Origin of the sequence: Streptomyces antibioticus (assembly GCF_002019855.1) — a bacterium.
GTDB classification, from domain to species: Bacteria; Actinomycetota; Actinomycetes; order Streptomycetales; family Streptomycetaceae; genus Streptomyces; species Streptomyces antibioticus_B.
This window is the reverse complement of sequence record NZ_CM007717.1, coordinates 8,272,726-8,289,426: the sequence shown is the minus strand read 5'-3', so window position 1 is coordinate 8,289,426 and position 16,701 is coordinate 8,272,726. Positions and strand designations below refer to the sequence as shown.

Genomic DNA, 16,701 nt, shown 5'->3' with positions numbered 1-16,701 from the left:
TCACTTTCCTCCGACGCCCATCAGGCCCTGGACCAGGGCACGACGGGCGAACAGGTAAACGAGCAGGACGGGCAGCATGGAGAGCATCACGGCGCCCAGCAGGCCGGGGATGTCGATGCCGTGTTCGGTCTGGAAGTTGTACAGACCCAGCGTGATCACCTTGGTGGAGTCGGACTGGGTCAGCACGAGCGGGAACAGGAAGCCGTTCCATGCCTGGAGCGCGGCGAACACGGTGATCGTGGACAGGCCGCCACGGGAGAGCGGTACGACCAGTTGGAAGAACATACGGCGCGGAGTCGCGCCGTCCACGGCCATGGCCTCGAACAGTTCCGGGGAGATGTCCCGCATGGAGCCGCTGAGGATCAGCGCCGACATCGGCAGGCAGAACGCGGCCGTCGGCAGGATCACGCCGAGCAGATTGTCGTACAGCCCGGCTTCGCTGATCAGGTAGAACATCGGCACGATCACGGCCTGGGCCGGGATGGCGAGGCCCAGCAGGAACAGCCGGAAGACCTGGGAGGTCACCCTGCTGCGGCTGCGGACGATGGCGTACGAGAGCGGCGGGACCAGGACCAGCACCAGTCCGACCACCGCCGCGGTGACGACGATCGTGTTGAGGAAGTACTGGCCGAAGCCGGCGTCGAAGGCCCCGAGATAGTTGTCCAGGGTGAAGGTGTCGGGCACCGACACGGGGCCGTTCTCGGCGTAGTCGCCACGGGTCCGCAGGGTGGCGGCGAGCAGGACGTACAGCGGCAGACCGACCAGGAACAGCCAGACGACGGAGCCGACGCCTGCCAGGTAGTTGGGACGGCGCCTCATGACACACCCTCCATGGAACTGCGCATCTTGTCGTATCCCGACACCCGGACGACGACGAGCGAGATGACGGTGGCCGCGACGACCAGGGTGAGGGCGATGGCGGAGCCGACGCCGAAGTCGAAGCTCTTGAACGCCTTCTCGTACATGTAGTAGGCGCTGATGGTGGTGTCGGTGCCGGGTCCGCCCTGGGTGAGGATGAGCACGGTCTCGAACGTGGTCAGGCCGCCGACCGTCATGAGGATCATCGAGGTGATCATCGAGTTGCGGAGCTGGGGCAGGGTGATGTGGAAGAACTGCCGGTAGCGGCCGGCTCCGTCGATCTCCGCGGCCTGGTAGAGCACCTCGGGGACGGCTCGGGCGGCGCCTTGGTAGATCAGGGTGTGGAAGGGGGTGAACTGCCAGGTGCTCACGAACGCCAGCACGCCGATGGCCGTGGTCTGCTCGCCGAACAGATTGCCGTCACCGAACAGCCAGGTGGCCTCGGCGGGTATGCCGAAGTTGGGGTCGAGCAGGGCCCGCCACAGCACGGAGACCGCGGTGGCCGACAGCAGCAGCGGGACGAAGTAGATGGCGGAGAGCACGGCACGGTTGCGCTGATGTCCGGCCGCCCAGACACCCAGGAGGATGCTGAGGGGCGTCTGTACGACGATCCCGAGCACCGTCAGGAGCAGGGTGATCCAGATGCTCTTGAGCATCACGGGGTCGTCCAGAAGTCGCGACCAGTTCTCCGTCCCCACGAACCGTGGGGATCCGAGCCCGTTCCAGCTCATGAAGGACAGCACCGCGACCATGATCAGGGGAACGATCGCGAAGAGGGTGAAGAAGATGGCGGCGGGCAGCGCCCAGCCGAAGCCGGGCCTTCCCACGTTCGCGGCGGGCGAGCCGGCCGGCCGCCGCCGGTCCCCCTTGCGGGGCTCGGCGGCGGGCGGAGCGCTCGTGATCTGTGTGGTCATGAGCCGTTCACTCGGTCGGGAGGGCCTGCATGGCCTTGATGAAGCCGTCCGCGTCGAGCTGGCCGTTGAAGAACTGCTGCACGGCCTGCTGGATCGGCGTGCCCGCGGCCGGCGGGTACGCCTGGTCCCAGGAGAGCTGGAACGCGGGGGCCTTCGCGACCAGGTCGTACTGGAAGCGCGAGTAGTCGGGGTTGGCCGAGGAGTCGAGGAACTGTGAGGTGTTCGTGGTCGTCGGCAGGTTGCCGATGGCGAGCTGCGCCTTGACGAACTCGTCCGAGTACATGAGCTTCAGGAACTCGGCGACGGCCTCGGGGTGCTCGGTCTTCTTCAGCACCGAGTAGAAGTTGTTGGTGTTCCCGACGACGTTCGTGGCGTCACCCTTGCCGCCCGGGACGATCGGGAACGTCGTGTAGCCGAGGTCCTTCTCCGCGAACGCCTTGGCGTCCTCCTGCTGCTGGGCGTAGTACCACGAGCCCATCAGCTCGAAGCCGGCCTTGCCGGACGCCAGCAGGGCGGGCGAGGCGCCGTTGGTGTACTTGACCGAGTCGTAGTTCTTGCCGAAGGCCCCGGCGTCGACGAGTTCCCTGATCATGCTCAGGGCCTTCTTGCTGTCGTCGCTCTCCCACGCCTTCGTGTCGCCTCCCAGGGCCTTCTGGAACAGGCCGGGCCCGGCGATACGGTCGTAGAGGTACTCGAACCACATGAGCGTGGGCCACCGGTCTCCGCCGCCGAGGGCGATCGGGGTGACGCCTTCGGCCTTCAGCTTCTTGACCGCGTCGAGCAGTTCGTCCCACGTCTGGGGGGCCTTGACGCCGGCCTTGTCGAGGACCTTCTTGTTGTGGAACAGCAGGATGGGCTGTGTGCCGCGCATCGGGACGCCGTACGGCTTGCCGTCGACGACCGCGCTGTTGAAGACCGACGGCAGGAACCGGTTGTCCAGGTCCGGGTTCTTCTTGATGAAGTCGTCCAGCGGCAGCAGCAGATCGGCCTTGACGAACGGCTGGATGCTGCCGCCACCCCAGTTGAAGAAGATGTCGGGCGCCTGCGGGGTGCTGATGATCGTCTGAAGCTTCTGCTGGTAGTCCGCACCGGGGATGGTGTCGAGAACGGCCTTGACGTCGGACGTCTTGTTGAACGTATCGACGATCTGCTTCTCGACCTTGTTGCTGGCGTCCCCGTAGACCAGGACATGGATCTTGCCGTCACTCGACGACGCATCGCCGTTGCCGCAGGCGGAGAGGCTCAGGGCCAGGGTGAGCGCCGCACCGCAGGCGACCAGTCTCGGCAAGTGCGCACGTGTCTTCATCGTTCGCCTTTCGAAAGTTTCGGCCTCATTACCGAAAGTCTTTGCGTGGGGGACATTAGGTCAGACGCGTGACGCGGTCAACGGTCGAACAGGCAGCCGTTCAAACCGTTACGGACGCCGGTGGCTATACCCTGCTGACATGCACGACGACGAGGCGAGCGGCAGGGTGACCCTGGCCGAGGTGGCGAAAGCGGCCGGTGTTTCGATGCCGACAGTTTCGAAGGTCCTCAACGGACGTTCGGATGTCTCCCGCGTGACACGGGCCAAGGTCGAGCACCTGCTCGACTCCCACGGCTACCGCCGCCGCACCCGGACGCCGTCCCGGTCCCCACTGGTCGAGCTGGTCTTCCACGAGCTGGACAGCATCTGGGCGATGGAACTGATCAAGGGCGTGGCGCAGGTGGCACGGGCCAACGGGGCGACCGTGGTGCTCACCGAGAGCGGCACGCGCCACACACCCGCGCCGGAGTGGCTCGGCGGCGTGCTCCAGAGAAGACCGATGGGTGTCGTCCTCGTCTTCTCCGCGCTGCCGCAGGACGTCAAGCAGCAGCTCAGGACGGCGGCCATCCCCTTCGTCGTCATCGACCCCGCGGGCGACCCCGACCCCGACGTGCCGTCGGTCGGCTCCGCGAACTGGTCGGGCGGCCTCGCGGCCACCCGGCACCTCACCGCACAGGGCCACGCACGCGTCGCGATCATCACGGGCCCCGAGGACATGCTGTGCTCGCTCGCCCGCCTCGACGGCTATCGGTCGGCGATGGCGATGGCGGGCCTGGACGTCGACCCGCGCCTGATCCGTTTCGGCGACTTTCACGTACAGGGCGGTTTCGAGCAAGCCATGAGCCTGCTCGACGGTCCCGACCGGCCGACGGCGATCTTCGCGGGCAGCGACCTCCAGGCGCTCGGCGTCCTGGAGGCGGCCCGGCTCAAGGGGCTGAACGTGCCGCGCGACCTGTCGGTGGTCGGCTACGACGACGTGCCGCTCGCCCAGTGGTCGAGCCCACCGCTCACCACGGTGCACCAGCCCCTCCGCCAGATGGCGGAGCAGGCGGCCCGGATGCTGTTCCGCCAGGACGAACCGGGCGAAGAGGCCCAGCGCATCGAGCTGGCGACGCATCTGGTGGTACGGCAGAGCACGGCGCCGCGGCCTGGCGGGGTGTGACGGGGAGGCCGGCGGGCGGAAGCCCTTATTGCCCGGCACAGCACCCGTCTCGAATGTTTCGGTCTCACTGTCGTGTGATGTGGCGCATCACCGTAGAGGTCACCCTGCACGGAATCAACTCTCAGCGCACGCATGAGAGTTGGCGAAATCTTTCGACCTGATCACCCACGTCGGGCCTCTCATATTTCGAAGAACTTTCGGAAACTTGAGCGTTGACGGTCTGTCAGAGCGCCCCACATACTCACCAACGTTCGAAGCCTCTCCGTGACGCCGAGGATGCCTTGCGTGACGGCTGTGGCCCGGGCTCCGTCCTGCACGTCCCCCCACTCAGGAAGGAAAGGTATGACCCACGCACCCGCTCCGCCTGCCGGGAATCCCGCTTCCCGGTCCCGCGCCGGACTGTTGTCGCTGATCGGCAGGCTCTGCGCGCTGGCGCTGGTGGTCGCGGCCGCCGTCGCCGTACCGGCCACGGCGAGCGCCGACACCACCATCACGTCCAACCAGACCGGCACGGACAACGGCTACTACTACTCGCACTGGAGCGACGGCGGCGGCTCGGTGTCCATGACCCTGGGCGCGGGCGGCAACTACAAGTACCAGTGGAGCAACGTCGGGAACTTCGTCGGCGGCAAGGGCTGGAGCACCGGCGGCCGCAAGACCGTCACCTACTCCGGGTCCTTCAATCCCTCCGGCAACGCCTACCTGGCGCTGTACGGATGGTCGCAGAACCCGCTCGTCGAGTACTACATCGTCGACAACTGGGGCACCTATCGGCCCACTGGCACGTTCAAGGGCACCGTCACCAGTGACGGGGGCACGTACGACATCTACGAGACGACCCGTACCAACCAGCCCTCGATCGAGGGCACCAAGACGTTCCAGCAGTACTGGAGCGTCCGCCAGTCGAAGCGGACCGGTGGCACCATCACCACCGGCAACCACTTCGACGCCTGGGCGGGCAAGGGTATGAACCTCGGCAGGTTCAACTACATGATCATGGCCACCGAGGGCTATCAGAGCAGCGGCAACTCCAACATCACGGTCGGCGAAGGCAGCGGCGGGGGCGGAGGCGGCACGGGCGGGGGTTCCAGCGGCTGCACAGCCACACTGTCGGCCGGCGACAAGTGGAGCGACCGCTACAACCTGAACGTCTCGGTGAGCGGTTCGAGCAACTGGACCGTGACGATGAAGGTGCCCTCGCCCGCGAAGGTGCAGTCCACCTGGAACATCAGCGCGAGCTACCCCGACGCCCAGACCCTGGTCGCCAAGCCCAACGGCAACGGCAACAACTGGGGCGCGACGATCCAGACCAACGGCACCTGGACCTGGCCCACGGTCTCCTGCACCACCGGCTGACCCCGGCCCTCGCACGACACGAACGGGCAGGCCACTCCCCCGGCCTGCCCGTTCGGTTCCTGTCACGGGCCTGGTCGGCCGCAGGGGCCGGCGGCGCTGGCGTTTGCCACAGCTAGGCGAGGAAAGCCATCAGCCGGTCGTTCACCTCTTTCGGCTGTGTGAGCGGGAGGGAGTGATGGGTGGCCGCGGGAAGCACCGCAACCTCCCCCTGCACGAGCGTCCGGCGGGCTCGGTCGGCGACCTTGACGGCGTGGTGGGCGCGGCTGTGTTCCGCGAGCAGGACCAGGACCGGTATGCGAAGGTCGGCGGTCCGAGGACGGGCACCGGTGATCGGCTTCCGGCCGGGAACGGTGGCGGCCAGCCCGTAGAGGCGCTGCCAGGTCCCGTCCGGGTGCGTGCCTGCCGTCTCCCAGGCCAGGAAGGCGCGGGCGCGGGCCTCGCTCGGGCGGATCAGCGTGGGGAGCGCGCGCAGCAGATAGCCGAGGCGGAATCCGGTGAAGACCTGGGTGGGGTCCACGAGGGCGAGGCGGTCCACCCGCTGCGGCGCGTGCAGTGCGTACCTGGCGGCCATCCAGGCGCCGTACGAGTGACCGCACAGATGCGTGCGGGCGAGCCCGAGGCCGTCCAGCAGTGCGTCCAGCCAGGCCATCAGATCGTTCGCGTTCCTCAGAGGCGTGCCCCGGCGTTCCGTGCGGCCGGCGTCGCCCAGCAGATCCACGGCATGGACCCGGTATCGCTCGCCGAGGACCGGCGCGTTGGCGAACCAGACGAGGCCGGTGGCGGAGCCGCCGGGCAGCAGCACCAGCGGCGCGCCGTCCGCCTCGCCGTACACATGAACTCGGGTGGGCCCGTACGGCGTGGCGACGTCGCGCTCCTCCATGGACTCGGGCCAGCGGGCACGGAGTTCGTCGTAGGCGCGGTCGAAGGCGGGCAGGGTCACGGGGATTCCTCTCGCCAGGCGATAATCTCGTTCAGCGAGATATTATGTTACGTCGAGGAGGCTGCATGGACGACGATCAGAACCCGGCGATGGGACTGGTCCACTTGCTGCGTGCGGTCACCGTGGAGTTCGACCTGCTCGGCGCCGAGTTCGCCGCGCGCCACGGCCTGCATCCCACCGATGTGCGCGCACTGATCCACCTGCTGGACGCGGCACGCGCCGGCACGCGGGCCACGCCCGGCCGGCTCGGCGAGCAACTACGACTGAACTCTGCCGGGACCACCGCCCTCGTGGACCGACTCGAGCGGCTCGGCCTGGTCCAGCGCACCAGGGACACCGCGGACCGGCGCCGCGTGCTGCTGAACGTGACGGAGAAGGCCACGGAACTCGGGTGGGCCTTCTTCGGACCGGTGATCGGCGAGGTGGTGACGGCCGCGGAGACCTTCGAGGAGGGCGAATTGGAGACGGTGCGCCGCTTTCTGACGGCGGTACTGGAGTCCACCGGGCGGGCGGGTTCGGACTGAAGTCCGGAGGTCCGGCGCCCTGACGGGTACCGCTGAACGATCTGGCTGCTCGCCGCGTCAGTCGCCGTCCATCACAGTGGCTCCCACTGCGACGGCTTGGAGTAGTCGGGTGAGGCGCGGTTCGAAGTCGAGGGCGGCGTGTCCCCAGCGGGGGTTCTTGGCGTAGAGCTCTGCGAGCGTGGGCGTCGGGTGGGAGACCTGCCAGAGGTATGCGGTGAGGCCGAGGGCCGCAGCGACCAACTCCTGGGCCTGTGCGGTCGTGAGGGTGTCGGAGGAGGCGGTGAGGGCGTCGACAATGCCGTCGTGGGCGGCGAAGGAGTTGGTCTTGAAGCGGCGGGCCCGCTCGATGTCGACCTCGCCCTCAAGGCTGAGCGGCACGTGGGTGAGCAGGTCGCAGAACAGGGGCTGCGCGGTGAGGGTGGAGGCCACGGCGGCGGCGGACTCGGCGGGTGTCAGGTTCCGGGCGTCCGCCAGGCGGGCGGTGAGGCTGTCGCGCCACTGGTTCCAGCCGCGTTCGGCCAGCTCCAGCAGGAGTTCTTCCTTGCTGTCGAAATAGCGTCGCACGGCGGACGGGTGCAGGCCCGCGGCCTCCGTCACGGCCGCGAGCGTCACATGCCGCACTCCCCCGCGGGCAGCCGCGAGAGTGCGCGCCGCGTCGAGCAGATCCTCGGCACGGCGGAGCTTGGCCTCTGGGGAACGGGCGCGGCTCTGCATGCCCTCACCCTAACGCACGCGGGATGCGTTAGAGCGGGGAGCGTGTTAGCTTGGTTTAACGCAAGCATATTGCGTTAATGGTCCGGTCGCTGCCGGGTACCTGTATCGAAATAACGCAATCCACGTGCGTAAAACCGATGAACGCTTCCAACTTCTCACCGACTGAACGGACTTCCCCATGCATGCCGCCGTCGTCACGGCTTTCGGCCCCGCCGACGTCCTCGAACTGACCGAACTCCCCGACCCCGCGCCCGGACCCGGGCAGGTCGCCATCGACGTCACCCACGCCGCGGTGGGGCTGATCGACGTCTACGTCCGGCAGGGCCTGTACAAGGACCAGAAAGGGCTGCCGCAGCCGCCTTACGTGCCCGGACTGGAGGTGGCCGGCACCGTCCGCGCGCTGGGTGACGGAGTTGAGGGTCTGCGTGTCGGCGAACCGGTGGTGACCCTGTCGGGCACCGGCGCCGAGGGCGGGTACGCCTCCGTCGCGGTCGTCGACGCCGCGATGACCGTCAGCCTGGAGGGCAGTGGCGTCGATCCGGCGTCGGCGGTCGCGGCCGTACCCAACGCCGCGACCGCCTACCTGGCCCTCACCGAAGTGGCGCACCTCAAGCCGGGCGAACATGTCCTCGTACACGGTGCGTTGGGCGGCCTGGCGTCGGCATTCCCGGGCATGGCACGCACCCTCGGCGCGGCCGGCGTGACCGGGACGGCGCGGCGCCCCGCACTTGAGCGTGCGCGCACCTCCGCCCTGCCCTACGACGACGTACTCGCCAGTGACGACTTCGCCGAAGCTGTCGGCGACCGACGCTTCGACATCGTCGTGGATCCGGTCGGCGGCCAGGTGCGCACGGACAGCCTGCGCGTCATGGCCCCGATGGGGCGCATGCTGCTGGTGGGCAACGCCGGCGGCGACTGGCAGCACACCGTGCCCACCAACACCCTGTGGGGCGGCAACCTCGCGATGCTCGGCTTCGCCGTCGGCCACCACCTGCCCAACCACCCCGAACAGGCCCGCCCCGCCGCCCGCGCCGCACTGGAGGCAATCCGCCAGGGCCTGATACCGATCGACATCCAGACCCTGCCGCTGTCCCAGGCAGCGGAAGCGCACCGTCGTATCGAGAACGGATCGGTCGGAGGGAAGCTCGTGCTCGCGCCCTGACGGAAGTTCCTTCGCCGGGTCAACCCCTCGGGCTTTCAACCGTTTTCATCGGAAACGCCCGTCTCTATTCCGATCGGGTGAAACAATACCGTTGATTCCAGGCTGAGTTGACGTCGTCTCAGCACAACGTCGAGTCGGCAAAGGGGAGCTGAAGTGACGGTGGGGCCGACCGCGACGTACGAGGATCTGGCCGTGGCAGTACGCGACCGGGTACGCCGGATCGCCGAGTACCCGGGGCTGCGTGCCGCGTTGGAGGCCGAGGCTCTGGACGAGGCCCGGCAGCTCGGCGCGTTCGTCGACCCCGAGGTCGATCTCGATCTGGCCCTGCGGCGCGTCGATGCCTGTCGAGCGCTGGGCTGGTTCCACTGGTACCGCCACCTGGCCCTGCGTCACGGCGTGGACCAAGGAGACCTCGACAAGGCGGTGCGCCTGCTCACGTTCTGTTTCGTCGCCGGGCAGGTGGATCTGCCGACGGATCTGCTCCCGCGCATCATGCTCCAGCCCGAGGCGGTCTTCGCGATCGACTGCATGACGACGTCCGGCGCCCCGGCCCTGCAGACCCGCGTGATCACGGCAATGAGGCACACGCTGCGCGCCACCGACGACGACCACCCGACGCGATCGGTCTATCTGCGGTTCCTGGCCGAAGCACTGCTGGAGCGCTTCCGGACCGAGGGCCGCCGAAGCGACCTCGACACAGCCGTGCGGAGCTTCAGGGCGGCGCTTCACGCGGCAACCCACGGCGCCGACGACGCCGTACTGCTCCTCGGGCTGGCCGCGGCGCTGCTGGAGCGCCACACCCTCACCGGCGGCGGCTCGGATCTGGATGGGGCCGTCGACTGCCTGCGCTCGGCGTGCGCGGCCGCCCCGCCGGAAGACCCGCTCGGCACCGAAGCCGCAACCGGCTTGGTGGCCGTGCTGCTCCAGCGCTTCAGAAACACCCTGCGACGCGCGGACCTCGACGCGGCGGCGAAGACGCTGGACGACATGATGCTCCGCGACGCCGACGCCGACGCCGACGCCGACGCCGACGACAGCGACAGCGACAGCGACAGCGACAGCAACCCGGTGCACACGCTCCAACTCCTCGAAATCGGCACCGCGTTCTCGACGCTGTTCGAGCACACCCGGCGTCTGGAGGACCTGGACCGCGGCGCCGACTTCCTCGACCGCTTCGTGCGGGCCGCGCCCGACGACAACAGCGACCGGGCGCTCTGTCTGGGCATGCTGGCGCTCATGTCGCGCGACCGCTACCACGTGACCCATGAGCCCGGAGATCTCGATCGATGGATCGAGAAGGCGCGGACCGCGGTCCGTACGGTGGAAGGCGGCAGCGCGGATCACGCCACCTTCGTCGGAGAACTCGGAGTCGCCCATCAGTCGCGCTTCGACCTCAAGGGGCTGCCCGATGACCTCGACGAGGCGGTCCGGTACACGCAGACCGCGGTCGACCTCACTCCCGACGCCGGTGCCGACCGGGCGGGACATCTGACGAATCTGGCGGCAACGCTCCATACGCGGTTCACACACCAGGGGCTCCCGAAGGACCTGGACCGCGCCGTCGACTGTCTGCGTGAGGCTCTCGTGTCCGCTCCTCGTGAGGGGGACGAGCGCGCTACGACCCTGTCCAATCTCTCCGGCGCGCTCCTCGACCGCTTCCACCAGTTCAAGGCCGACAAGGACATGGACGAGGCCGTGACGGTCGGGCGGGCGGCGGTCGACAACGCGCCGCACGGCCATCCCCACCGGGCCGCCGCACAGGCCAACCTGGCCATGGTGCTCACCACTCGGTTCGATGTCTCCCGGCGCCGCGATGATCTGGACCAGGCCGTCCGCCTGTCTTCGGCCTCCGCCGCGGGCTTCGCCCCCGGCCACCCCGACCGGCCGGCGTCCCTGTGCGACTGGGGCACAGCCCTGGGCATGAGGTTCCGGCACTTCGGCGACCCCTCCGACCTGGACGAGGCCATCGGGTGCTTCCGGAAAGCCATCGAGTCCACAGGCGGCGACGTGAACCGGTGCGCGGCGGCGTGGTCGAACCTCGGGATCGCCCTACGGTCCCGCGCCGAGCGGACGTCGAACACGGCGGACCTGGACGAGGCGATCAGTCTCTTCCGCACCGCCGAACAGGGAGTTCGTGCCACCGACCATCAGCGGGTGCTCTTCCAGACCAATCGGGCGGGCGCGCTGATGCAGAGGTACGAGCGGACGAACGATCCGGCGGACCGGCAACAAGCCGTCGTAGCCATGCAAGAGGCCGCGAAGGCACCCTCGGGCAGTCCGTCGATGCGCATCGCGGCGGCCACCCGGGCGGCCGCGCTGCTCGCCGACTCCTCGGCGGGTTCGGCTGCGGACATGGCCGTGCTGGCCGTGGAGTTGCTCCCGCAGGTGGCGCCGCGGCAACTGGCCCGCGGCGATCGGCAGCGGGCGCTGGGGTCCTTGTCGGGTCTGGCCTCTTTCGCCGCCTCCCTGGTGCTTGCGGACGACCGTGCTCCGGAAGCGACTCGTGGCCGCCGGGCCCTGCAACTGCTGGAGATGGGCCGGGCGGTGCTCCTGAGCCAGGCTCTGGACATCCGCGGCGACCTCACCGAGCTTCGCCGGCGTGACCGGGCACTCGCCGACCGGTTCGTACGACTGCGGTCGCGTCTGGACCTGCCCTCGGGGCCGTCTCCTGAGCCCGCCCATTACCCGACGACGCACCCGGGGCAGCCCCGAGGAGCCGGTGAGCACCACAGGCCCCGGTTGGCGCACGCACTCGCCGACACTCTCGACGAGATCCGTCGGCTGGACGGATTCGAGTCCTTCGCCATCGCGCCCGCCGTCGGGGAACTCCTCGATCAGGCACGCCGAGGCCCGGTGGTGGTGTTCAACATCGGCGAACGCGGTGGTCACGCCCTGATGGTGACCTCAGGGGGCGTCGACACCCTGCCGCTTCCCGAACTCACCGCGGACACCACGGTCCGGAAGGCCGCGGAGTTCCGGATCGCCGTCCAGAGCATCACCGACGGCACCGACGGCGGGCTGCCCACCGATCCGCACGGGACCATGCGCGATGTCCTGGACTGGTTGTGGACCGCGGCCGCCGGACCGGTCCTGGACGCCCTCGGGCTCCACTGCCGGCCCGCGGGAAGTGCGGACTGGCCTCGGGTCTGGTGGGTGCCCGGCGGTCTGCTGGGACTGCTGCCCCTGCACGCGGCCGGGCAGTACTCCGCCCGGTCCGGCCACACGCACCGGTGCACTGTTCTCGACCGGGTCGTGTCGTCGTACACACCGACGGTGCGTGCCCTGGCCCACGCCAGGCGGCGGACCCCGGACCGGTCCGCCTCCGGCCGAGCACTGGTCGTCGCCATGCCGACCACGCCCGGACTTCCCGCCGACGGACGGCTGGACCACGTCGACGGTGAAGTGGCGGTCCTTCGCCGTCATCTGCCCGACGTCACGCTGCTGAGAGAGCCCGACGGGACCACGCCCGGCGGTCTCGGGGTGGCCCGTCCCGCGACCCCCACCAAGGCCGCGGTGCTGGACCGGCTTCCGGACTGCTCCATCGCCCACTTCGCCTGCCACGGTGAGAGCGACACGGCCGATCCCGCCCACAGTCGGCTCGTCCTGCACGACCACCGCAGTGACCCCTTCACCGTCGCGAGTCTCGACGCGGTCCACCTCGACCGCGCCGAACTCGCCTACCTCTCCGCCTGCCACACCGCGGCAAGCGACGCCGACCAGCTCCTGGACGAGGCGATCCACCTGACCTCCGCCTTCCAGTTGGCCGGCTTCCGGCATGTCGTCGGCACCCTGTGGCCCATCAACGACCGGATCGCCACGCTGGTGGCGGACACCTTCTACACCCACCTGCGCACGGGCACCGGGCGCCTGAACACCGGCCGTTCGGCGCTGGCCCTGCACCTCGCGGTGCGTGCGATCCGAGACGGCGACGACCTGTCCGCGCAGACCGACCGAGCGGCGCGGCCCTACCTCTGGGCCGCCTACTTGCACGCCGGTGCCTGACCTTCGGCACCTTGCCGGTCGTTCCTGGACCTACCTGTTGTCGCGATACGTCGGCCACGACTTCGACGCCACGGATGGGGACGGAACCGGAGCGGAACGTGTCCCGCTTCAGATCACTCCGAGGAGCCCGTTGCCGCCGAGGAGCGTGCTGTCCTTCTGCGGGAGGCCGACGGACGGGGCGGTGAACATGCGGCTGCCCTTGGCGGTGGGGCCCGCGTTGCCGCCGGGGAAGACCCATACGGCGCCGGTGAAGTTGTCCTCCGCCGCCGCGCTGACGAAGAGTTCCGGTCGGCCGTCCTTGTTGATGTCGCCGACGGCCACGGTGGTGCCGAAGTCGTCCTCGGTCTCACTTCCCCCAGGGACATGGGCGGTGTCCTGGGTGAAAGCGTAGGCGCCACCGCCCAGGGCGCCGGTGCGGCGGCCGGGGATGATCGTGACCTGCCCCGCGTCCGCCTTGGCCGTGTCCTCGTTCGGCGAGCCGATGACGATGTCCGCCAGCCCGTCCCGGTTGAGGTCGGCCACCGCGAGGGCACCGCCGAAGCCGTCTCCCTTCTCGCTCGCGCCGGGAACACCCGAGGTGTTCTGGGTGAGCTGCACGGGGCGCGCGTCCCGCGTGATGCCGTGTGCCGAGCCGTACCAGACGAGCACCCGGCCGCCGAGCACGCCGTCGACTCCGGCCTGGTCCGGCTCGTCCGGGTCCCCGGTCACGAGATCGGCGTATCCGTCGCCGTTGATGTCCCCGGTGGCCGCGATCAGGCCGTTGCCCTTCTGCTGCGCGCCGTCGTGGAAGGGGTCGACGTACACCTCGCCGCCGCTGAGGTCGCTCAGCCGGAGCGTGACGGCCACCTCGTCCGGGGAGCCGTTGCGGTCGAAGTCGCCCAGCGCGACGCTTCCGACAGAAGGGGTGTCCCGGTTCGCCACGGCCTCGCCGAACGTGCCACGGCTGCTGAACGGCCCCGTGAAACGCATCGAGCCCCCGTATCCGGCGACGAGCACCTCGGTCTTCGCACCGGGGCCTGTGCTCAGCGCCGCGACGTCCAGGCCGTAGTAGCCGCCCGCGTCGCTCTCGGGCAGGTCGGTGCCGGAGGTCAGCCCCTTCTTACTGCCCCAGAGGACTGTCACCTCCCCGGCGTCCCGGCCTCGCGCGGTGTCCTCGTAGGGGGCGGAGACCACCAGGTCCGCGTAGCCGTCCCGGTTCAGGTCCGCCGTCGCGGTGGCGCCACCGAATCCGTCGTGCGGCTCGGCCGTGCCCGGAATCCCCGCGGTGTTCTGCGTGATGATCGCCCTGCGGGACGCCGACAGGCCCGACTTCGATCCGTAGAGCACCACCACGGCACCGGCTCCCGCCTTGCCCGCGACGTTCGCCCCGGGGGCCGGCAGTACGGCGTCCCGGTAACCGTCGCCGTTGAAGTCACCGGGCACCGCCCCGTGCACGGCCACCGCGGGCGCGGCCGACAGCAGCGCAGCACCCATCACCGCGGCGACCACAAGGGCCCCCGTCCTCCAACCCCCGCGCAGACCACGTCTGTTCACCATCAGCTAGATCCCCCTCCCCCTCGACGCACCCACCGTGCGCCGCAGTCAAGGCATCCTAAGGCGAGCCCTCGAAGTGCCCGCGGCCGCCCGGGGATTCGCCAACTGCAGCTCACAGCAGGCCGGTTCGTGCTCGCGCCCTGACTGCAAGCCCGGTCCTGGCGGACGCCATCGCGGCAAGCTCACGACAGGTCGCGCACACTCTCCTCGGCACGATCCGCGGATGCCTGCCGATCTGGGCCGCCGGCCGAGGTCGCCGCGGCGCGACGCGCCGCTTCGACCCGGCGGTTGCTGGTCATGGATGCCGTGACGGCCGTCATCGCCAGGAGGAGTACGGCGGCGGCGTAGAGCGGGGTGCGGATGTCGTAGGTCGTGGCCAGCCAGCCGCCGAGGAACGCCCCGATGGGGGCGGCGCACATGGCCAGCATGCGGGAGGCGGAGGCGACTCGGCCCATCAGGTGGGCCGGGACGATCGACTGTCGGAGGGAGGGTCCGAGGACCATCGTGGCGCCCATGCCGGCCCCGCAGACGGCGAGCGACAGCCCGGCCACGTACGGGTTCGGGGCGGCGGCCAGGCCGAGGATGGCGAGCCCCTCGACGGCGGCCGTGCAGGTCAGTGCGGTGCCGGTGCCGAGGCGTCGGCCGAGGTGGGAGGCGATGCCGGCACCGAGCAGGCCGCCGGTGGCCTCCGCCGTGAGGAGCAGCCCGAAACCGTAGGTGTCGATGCCGAGGCGGTCGTGCGCGAAGAGGGCGAGGACGGTCTCCACGGCGAGGAAGGCGACGTTCCCGACCGCCGGCCGGAGCGCCAGCCCGAGCAGCAAACGGTCCCGGAAGACGTACGACGCCCCGGCGCGCGCCTGTCGGAGCAGCGACTCGCCGGTCTCCGGCACGGGCCGGGGCATGGCGGGCAGGGTGCGGACGAGCAGTGCGGAGAGCATGAAGGACACCGCGTCGGCGAGCAGCGGAAGCGCCCGTCCGAGCGCGAGCAGGGCACTGCCCGCAGGCGGTCCCGCGAAGCCGGACATGGCGGTCTGGGCGCCGCGCAGGCGGGCGTTGGCGCTCTCCAGGAGTGCGGGGTCGCGGCGGAGCAGGTCCGGCAGATAGGCCGTGGCGGCCGTGTCGAAGAACAGTCCGCCGAGGCCGAGCAGGAAGGCGACGGCCGCGAGCAGCGGAATGCTCAGGACGTCGAGCACGGCCGCCGCCGCGGGTATCCCGATCAGCACCGCCCGTACCGCGTCGGCGACCCACATCGTGCGCCGGCGGTCCCAGCGGTCCACCAGCGCACCGCCGAGCACCCCGAAGAGCAGCCACGGCAGCGTTCCCGCGGCCGTGACGACGGCGAGCGCCATCGGGTCCCGCGTCAACGTCAGGGCGAGCAGCGGCAGTGCGGCGTGTGTGACGCCGTCGCCGAACGAGGAGATCGTCTGCGCGGTCCACAGCCGTCCGAACCCGGTCGGCAACTTCCGTATGCCCGAGGTCACTTGGCGTCCCCTCCCGTCTGCTCGCGGGCCGCCGGGTGGAACAGTGCGAAGACGAGCGACGCGTCCGGCAGCGACGGATCGGACAGTTCCCGGTACTCGTCCGCCAGTGCCTGAAGTCGCGCCCCCAGCTCCGCGAACTGCTCCTCGGTGAGCCGTAGATGGGCCATCCGTACGTGCCGCTCGCCGTCCGCCGGCGCCGCCTCCAAGTCGGCGACCGCATGCCGCATCAGGACGTCCGGTCCGCCCTCGCCCGGATCGGGCAGCACGATCGCCCGCGCGGCCATCGCGTAGTACCGCTCGGTGACCCCCCTGACCTTCCGCGTCCGCACCACCTTCACCAGGCCGGCCCGCTCCAGCAGCCGTACGTGATAGCTGGAACTCCCCTTCGCCAGACCGACCTTCTCGGCGATCTGCGTGATCGTCGCCGGCTGGAACCGGAGCACGGCCATGATCCGGTGACGCGTGAGGTTGGAGACGGCGCGCAGTTGGTCGTCGGTGGTGACGTGAAAGGTCTCGGGAAGATCGTCGGTGGGCATGCGAGCAATGGTCAACGTTTCTTGACCATTGCGCAAGGGGATTGCGCGCGGGCGCCCGGGTTGTGCGGACGCCCGGCGTCTGCCGTCCGGCGCGCGAAGCCTTTCTCCCAGCGCCTCCCCGCCGCCACGTGGGCGGGCGGGGAGGCCGTCTGCGGCATCGGCGTCACGCTGCTTCGATCTGCCGGATGAATCCACCGAAGACGCCAGGTGTCC

At 69.7% G+C, this 16,701-nt stretch carries 13 protein-coding genes; 5 read left to right on the top strand and 8 right to left on the bottom strand.

Translation table 11 applies throughout. The annotated features are described in order from the left end of the window. From AFM16_RS37270 to AFM16_RS37260, 3 genes are read right to left on the bottom strand one after another with little or no spacing between them, the layout of a single operon-like run. Complete coding sequence (locus AFM16_RS37270) at positions 1 to 819, bottom strand: carbohydrate ABC transporter permease (RefSeq protein ID WP_030797719.1); 819 nt, start codon at positions 817 to 819, stop codon at positions 1 to 3. Next, positions 816 to 1,772 (bottom strand): carbohydrate ABC transporter permease, encoded by a 957-nt coding sequence (locus AFM16_RS37265; RefSeq protein WP_078636654.1) that lies wholly within the window; start codon positions 1,770 to 1,772, stop codon positions 816 to 818. The genes AFM16_RS37270 and AFM16_RS37265 overlap by 4 nt, the downstream gene beginning before the upstream one ends. A gap of 7 nt (positions 1,773 to 1,779) precedes the next feature. After that, entirely contained in the window at positions 1,780 to 3,078 is a 1,299-nt protein-coding gene (locus AFM16_RS37260) for an ABC transporter substrate-binding protein (protein WP_078636653.1), read from the bottom strand. 139 nt (positions 3,079 to 3,217) lie between these two features. Here AFM16_RS37260 and AFM16_RS37255 point away from each other — a divergent pair, with 139 nt between their 5' ends. Further along, positions 3,218 to 4,240 (top strand): LacI family DNA-binding transcriptional regulator, encoded by a 1,023-nt coding sequence (locus AFM16_RS37255; RefSeq protein ID WP_167797331.1) that lies wholly within the window; start codon positions 3,218 to 3,220, stop codon positions 4,238 to 4,240. Positions 4,241 to 4,582: 342 nt separating this feature from the next. After that, a complete protein-coding gene (gene xynA, locus AFM16_RS37250; protein WP_051781164.1) occupies positions 4,583 to 5,596 on the top strand; it encodes an endo-1,4-beta-xylanase XynA in 1,014 nt (337 codons plus the stop codon). A gap of 112 nt (positions 5,597 to 5,708) precedes the next feature. Here the strand turns inward: xynA and AFM16_RS37245 are convergent, their stop codons facing one another. Further along, positions 5,709 to 6,542 (bottom strand): alpha/beta fold hydrolase, encoded by an 834-nt coding sequence (locus tag AFM16_RS37245; protein WP_370628155.1) that lies wholly within the window; start codon positions 6,540 to 6,542, stop codon positions 5,709 to 5,711. A 59-nt stretch (positions 6,543 to 6,601) separates the two neighbouring features. Between AFM16_RS37245 and AFM16_RS37240 the strand changes: the two genes are divergently transcribed. After that, positions 6,602 to 7,060: a MarR family winged helix-turn-helix transcriptional regulator gene (locus AFM16_RS37240; RefSeq protein WP_030797732.1), complete on the top strand. Its 459-nt coding sequence runs from the start codon at positions 6,602 to 6,604 to the stop codon at positions 7,058 to 7,060. Between the two features lie 57 nt (positions 7,061 to 7,117). Here AFM16_RS37240 and AFM16_RS37235 read toward each other — a convergent pair whose 3' ends face one another. Continuing rightward, positions 7,118 to 7,774 (bottom strand): TetR family transcriptional regulator, encoded by a 657-nt coding sequence (locus tag AFM16_RS37235; protein WP_078636651.1) that lies wholly within the window; start codon positions 7,772 to 7,774, stop codon positions 7,118 to 7,120. 178 nt (positions 7,775 to 7,952) lie between these two features. On the opposite strand from AFM16_RS37235, the gene AFM16_RS37230 reads away from it, so the two are divergent. Both AFM16_RS37230 and AFM16_RS37225 read left to right on the top strand, forming a co-directional pair. Next, a complete protein-coding gene (locus AFM16_RS37230) occupies positions 7,953 to 8,936 on the top strand; it encodes a quinone oxidoreductase family protein (protein WP_078636650.1) in 984 nt (327 codons plus the stop codon). 192 nt (positions 8,937 to 9,128) lie between these two features. Continuing rightward, positions 9,129 to 12,938, top strand: coding sequence for a CHAT domain-containing protein (locus AFM16_RS37225; protein WP_143648540.1), 3,810 nt, complete (start codon positions 9,129 to 9,131; stop codon positions 12,936 to 12,938). 108 nt (positions 12,939 to 13,046) lie between these two features. Here the strand turns inward: AFM16_RS37225 and AFM16_RS37220 are convergent, their stop codons facing one another. The 3 genes from AFM16_RS37220 to AFM16_RS37210 all read right to left on the bottom strand — a co-directional run bounded on the left by AFM16_RS37220 (position 13,047) and on the right by AFM16_RS37210 (position 16,488). After that, positions 13,047 to 14,426 (bottom strand): VCBS repeat-containing protein, encoded by a 1,380-nt coding sequence (locus AFM16_RS37220; protein WP_245177910.1) that lies wholly within the window; start codon positions 14,424 to 14,426, stop codon positions 13,047 to 13,049. 227 nt (positions 14,427 to 14,653) lie between these two features. Then, complete coding sequence (locus AFM16_RS37215) at positions 14,654 to 15,952, bottom strand: MFS transporter (protein WP_078636647.1); 1,299 nt, start codon at positions 15,950 to 15,952, stop codon at positions 14,654 to 14,656. Continuing rightward, a complete protein-coding gene (locus tag AFM16_RS37210; protein ID WP_078636646.1) occupies positions 15,949 to 16,488 on the bottom strand; it encodes an ArsR/SmtB family transcription factor in 540 nt (179 codons plus the stop codon). Before AFM16_RS37210 ends, AFM16_RS37215 begins: the two co-directional genes overlap by 4 nt. Positions 16,489 to 16,701 lie beyond the last annotated feature (213 nt).

Excerpts from the sequence above, each read along its gene's own strand:
- AFM16_RS37260 (WP_078636653.1), bottom strand. The coding sequence starts at position 3,078 with ATGAAGACACGTGCGCACTTGCCGAGACTGGTCGCCTGCGGTGCGGCG.
- AFM16_RS37240 (WP_030797732.1), top strand. The coding sequence starts at position 6,602 with ATGGACGACGATCAGAACCCGGCGATGGGACTGGTCCACTTGCTGCGT.
- AFM16_RS37255 (WP_167797331.1), top strand. The coding sequence starts at position 3,218 with ATGCACGACGACGAGGCGAGCGGCAGGGTGACCCTGGCCGAGGTGGCG.
- AFM16_RS37270 (WP_030797719.1), bottom strand. The coding sequence starts at position 819 with ATGAGGCGCCGTCCCAACTACCTGGCAGGCGTCGGCTCCGTCGTCTGG.
- AFM16_RS37210 (WP_078636646.1), bottom strand. The coding sequence starts at position 16,488 with ATGCCCACCGACGATCTTCCCGAGACCTTTCACGTCACCACCGACGAC.
- xynA (WP_051781164.1), top strand. The coding sequence starts at position 4,583 with ATGACCCACGCACCCGCTCCGCCTGCCGGGAATCCCGCTTCCCGGTCC.
- AFM16_RS37235 (WP_078636651.1), bottom strand. The coding sequence starts at position 7,774 with ATGCAGAGCCGCGCCCGTTCCCCAGAGGCCAAGCTCCGCCGTGCCGAG.
- AFM16_RS37265 (WP_078636654.1), bottom strand. The coding sequence starts at position 1,772 with ATGACCACACAGATCACGAGCGCTCCGCCCGCCGCCGAGCCCCGCAAG.
- AFM16_RS37230 (WP_078636650.1), top strand. The coding sequence starts at position 7,953 with ATGCATGCCGCCGTCGTCACGGCTTTCGGCCCCGCCGACGTCCTCGAA.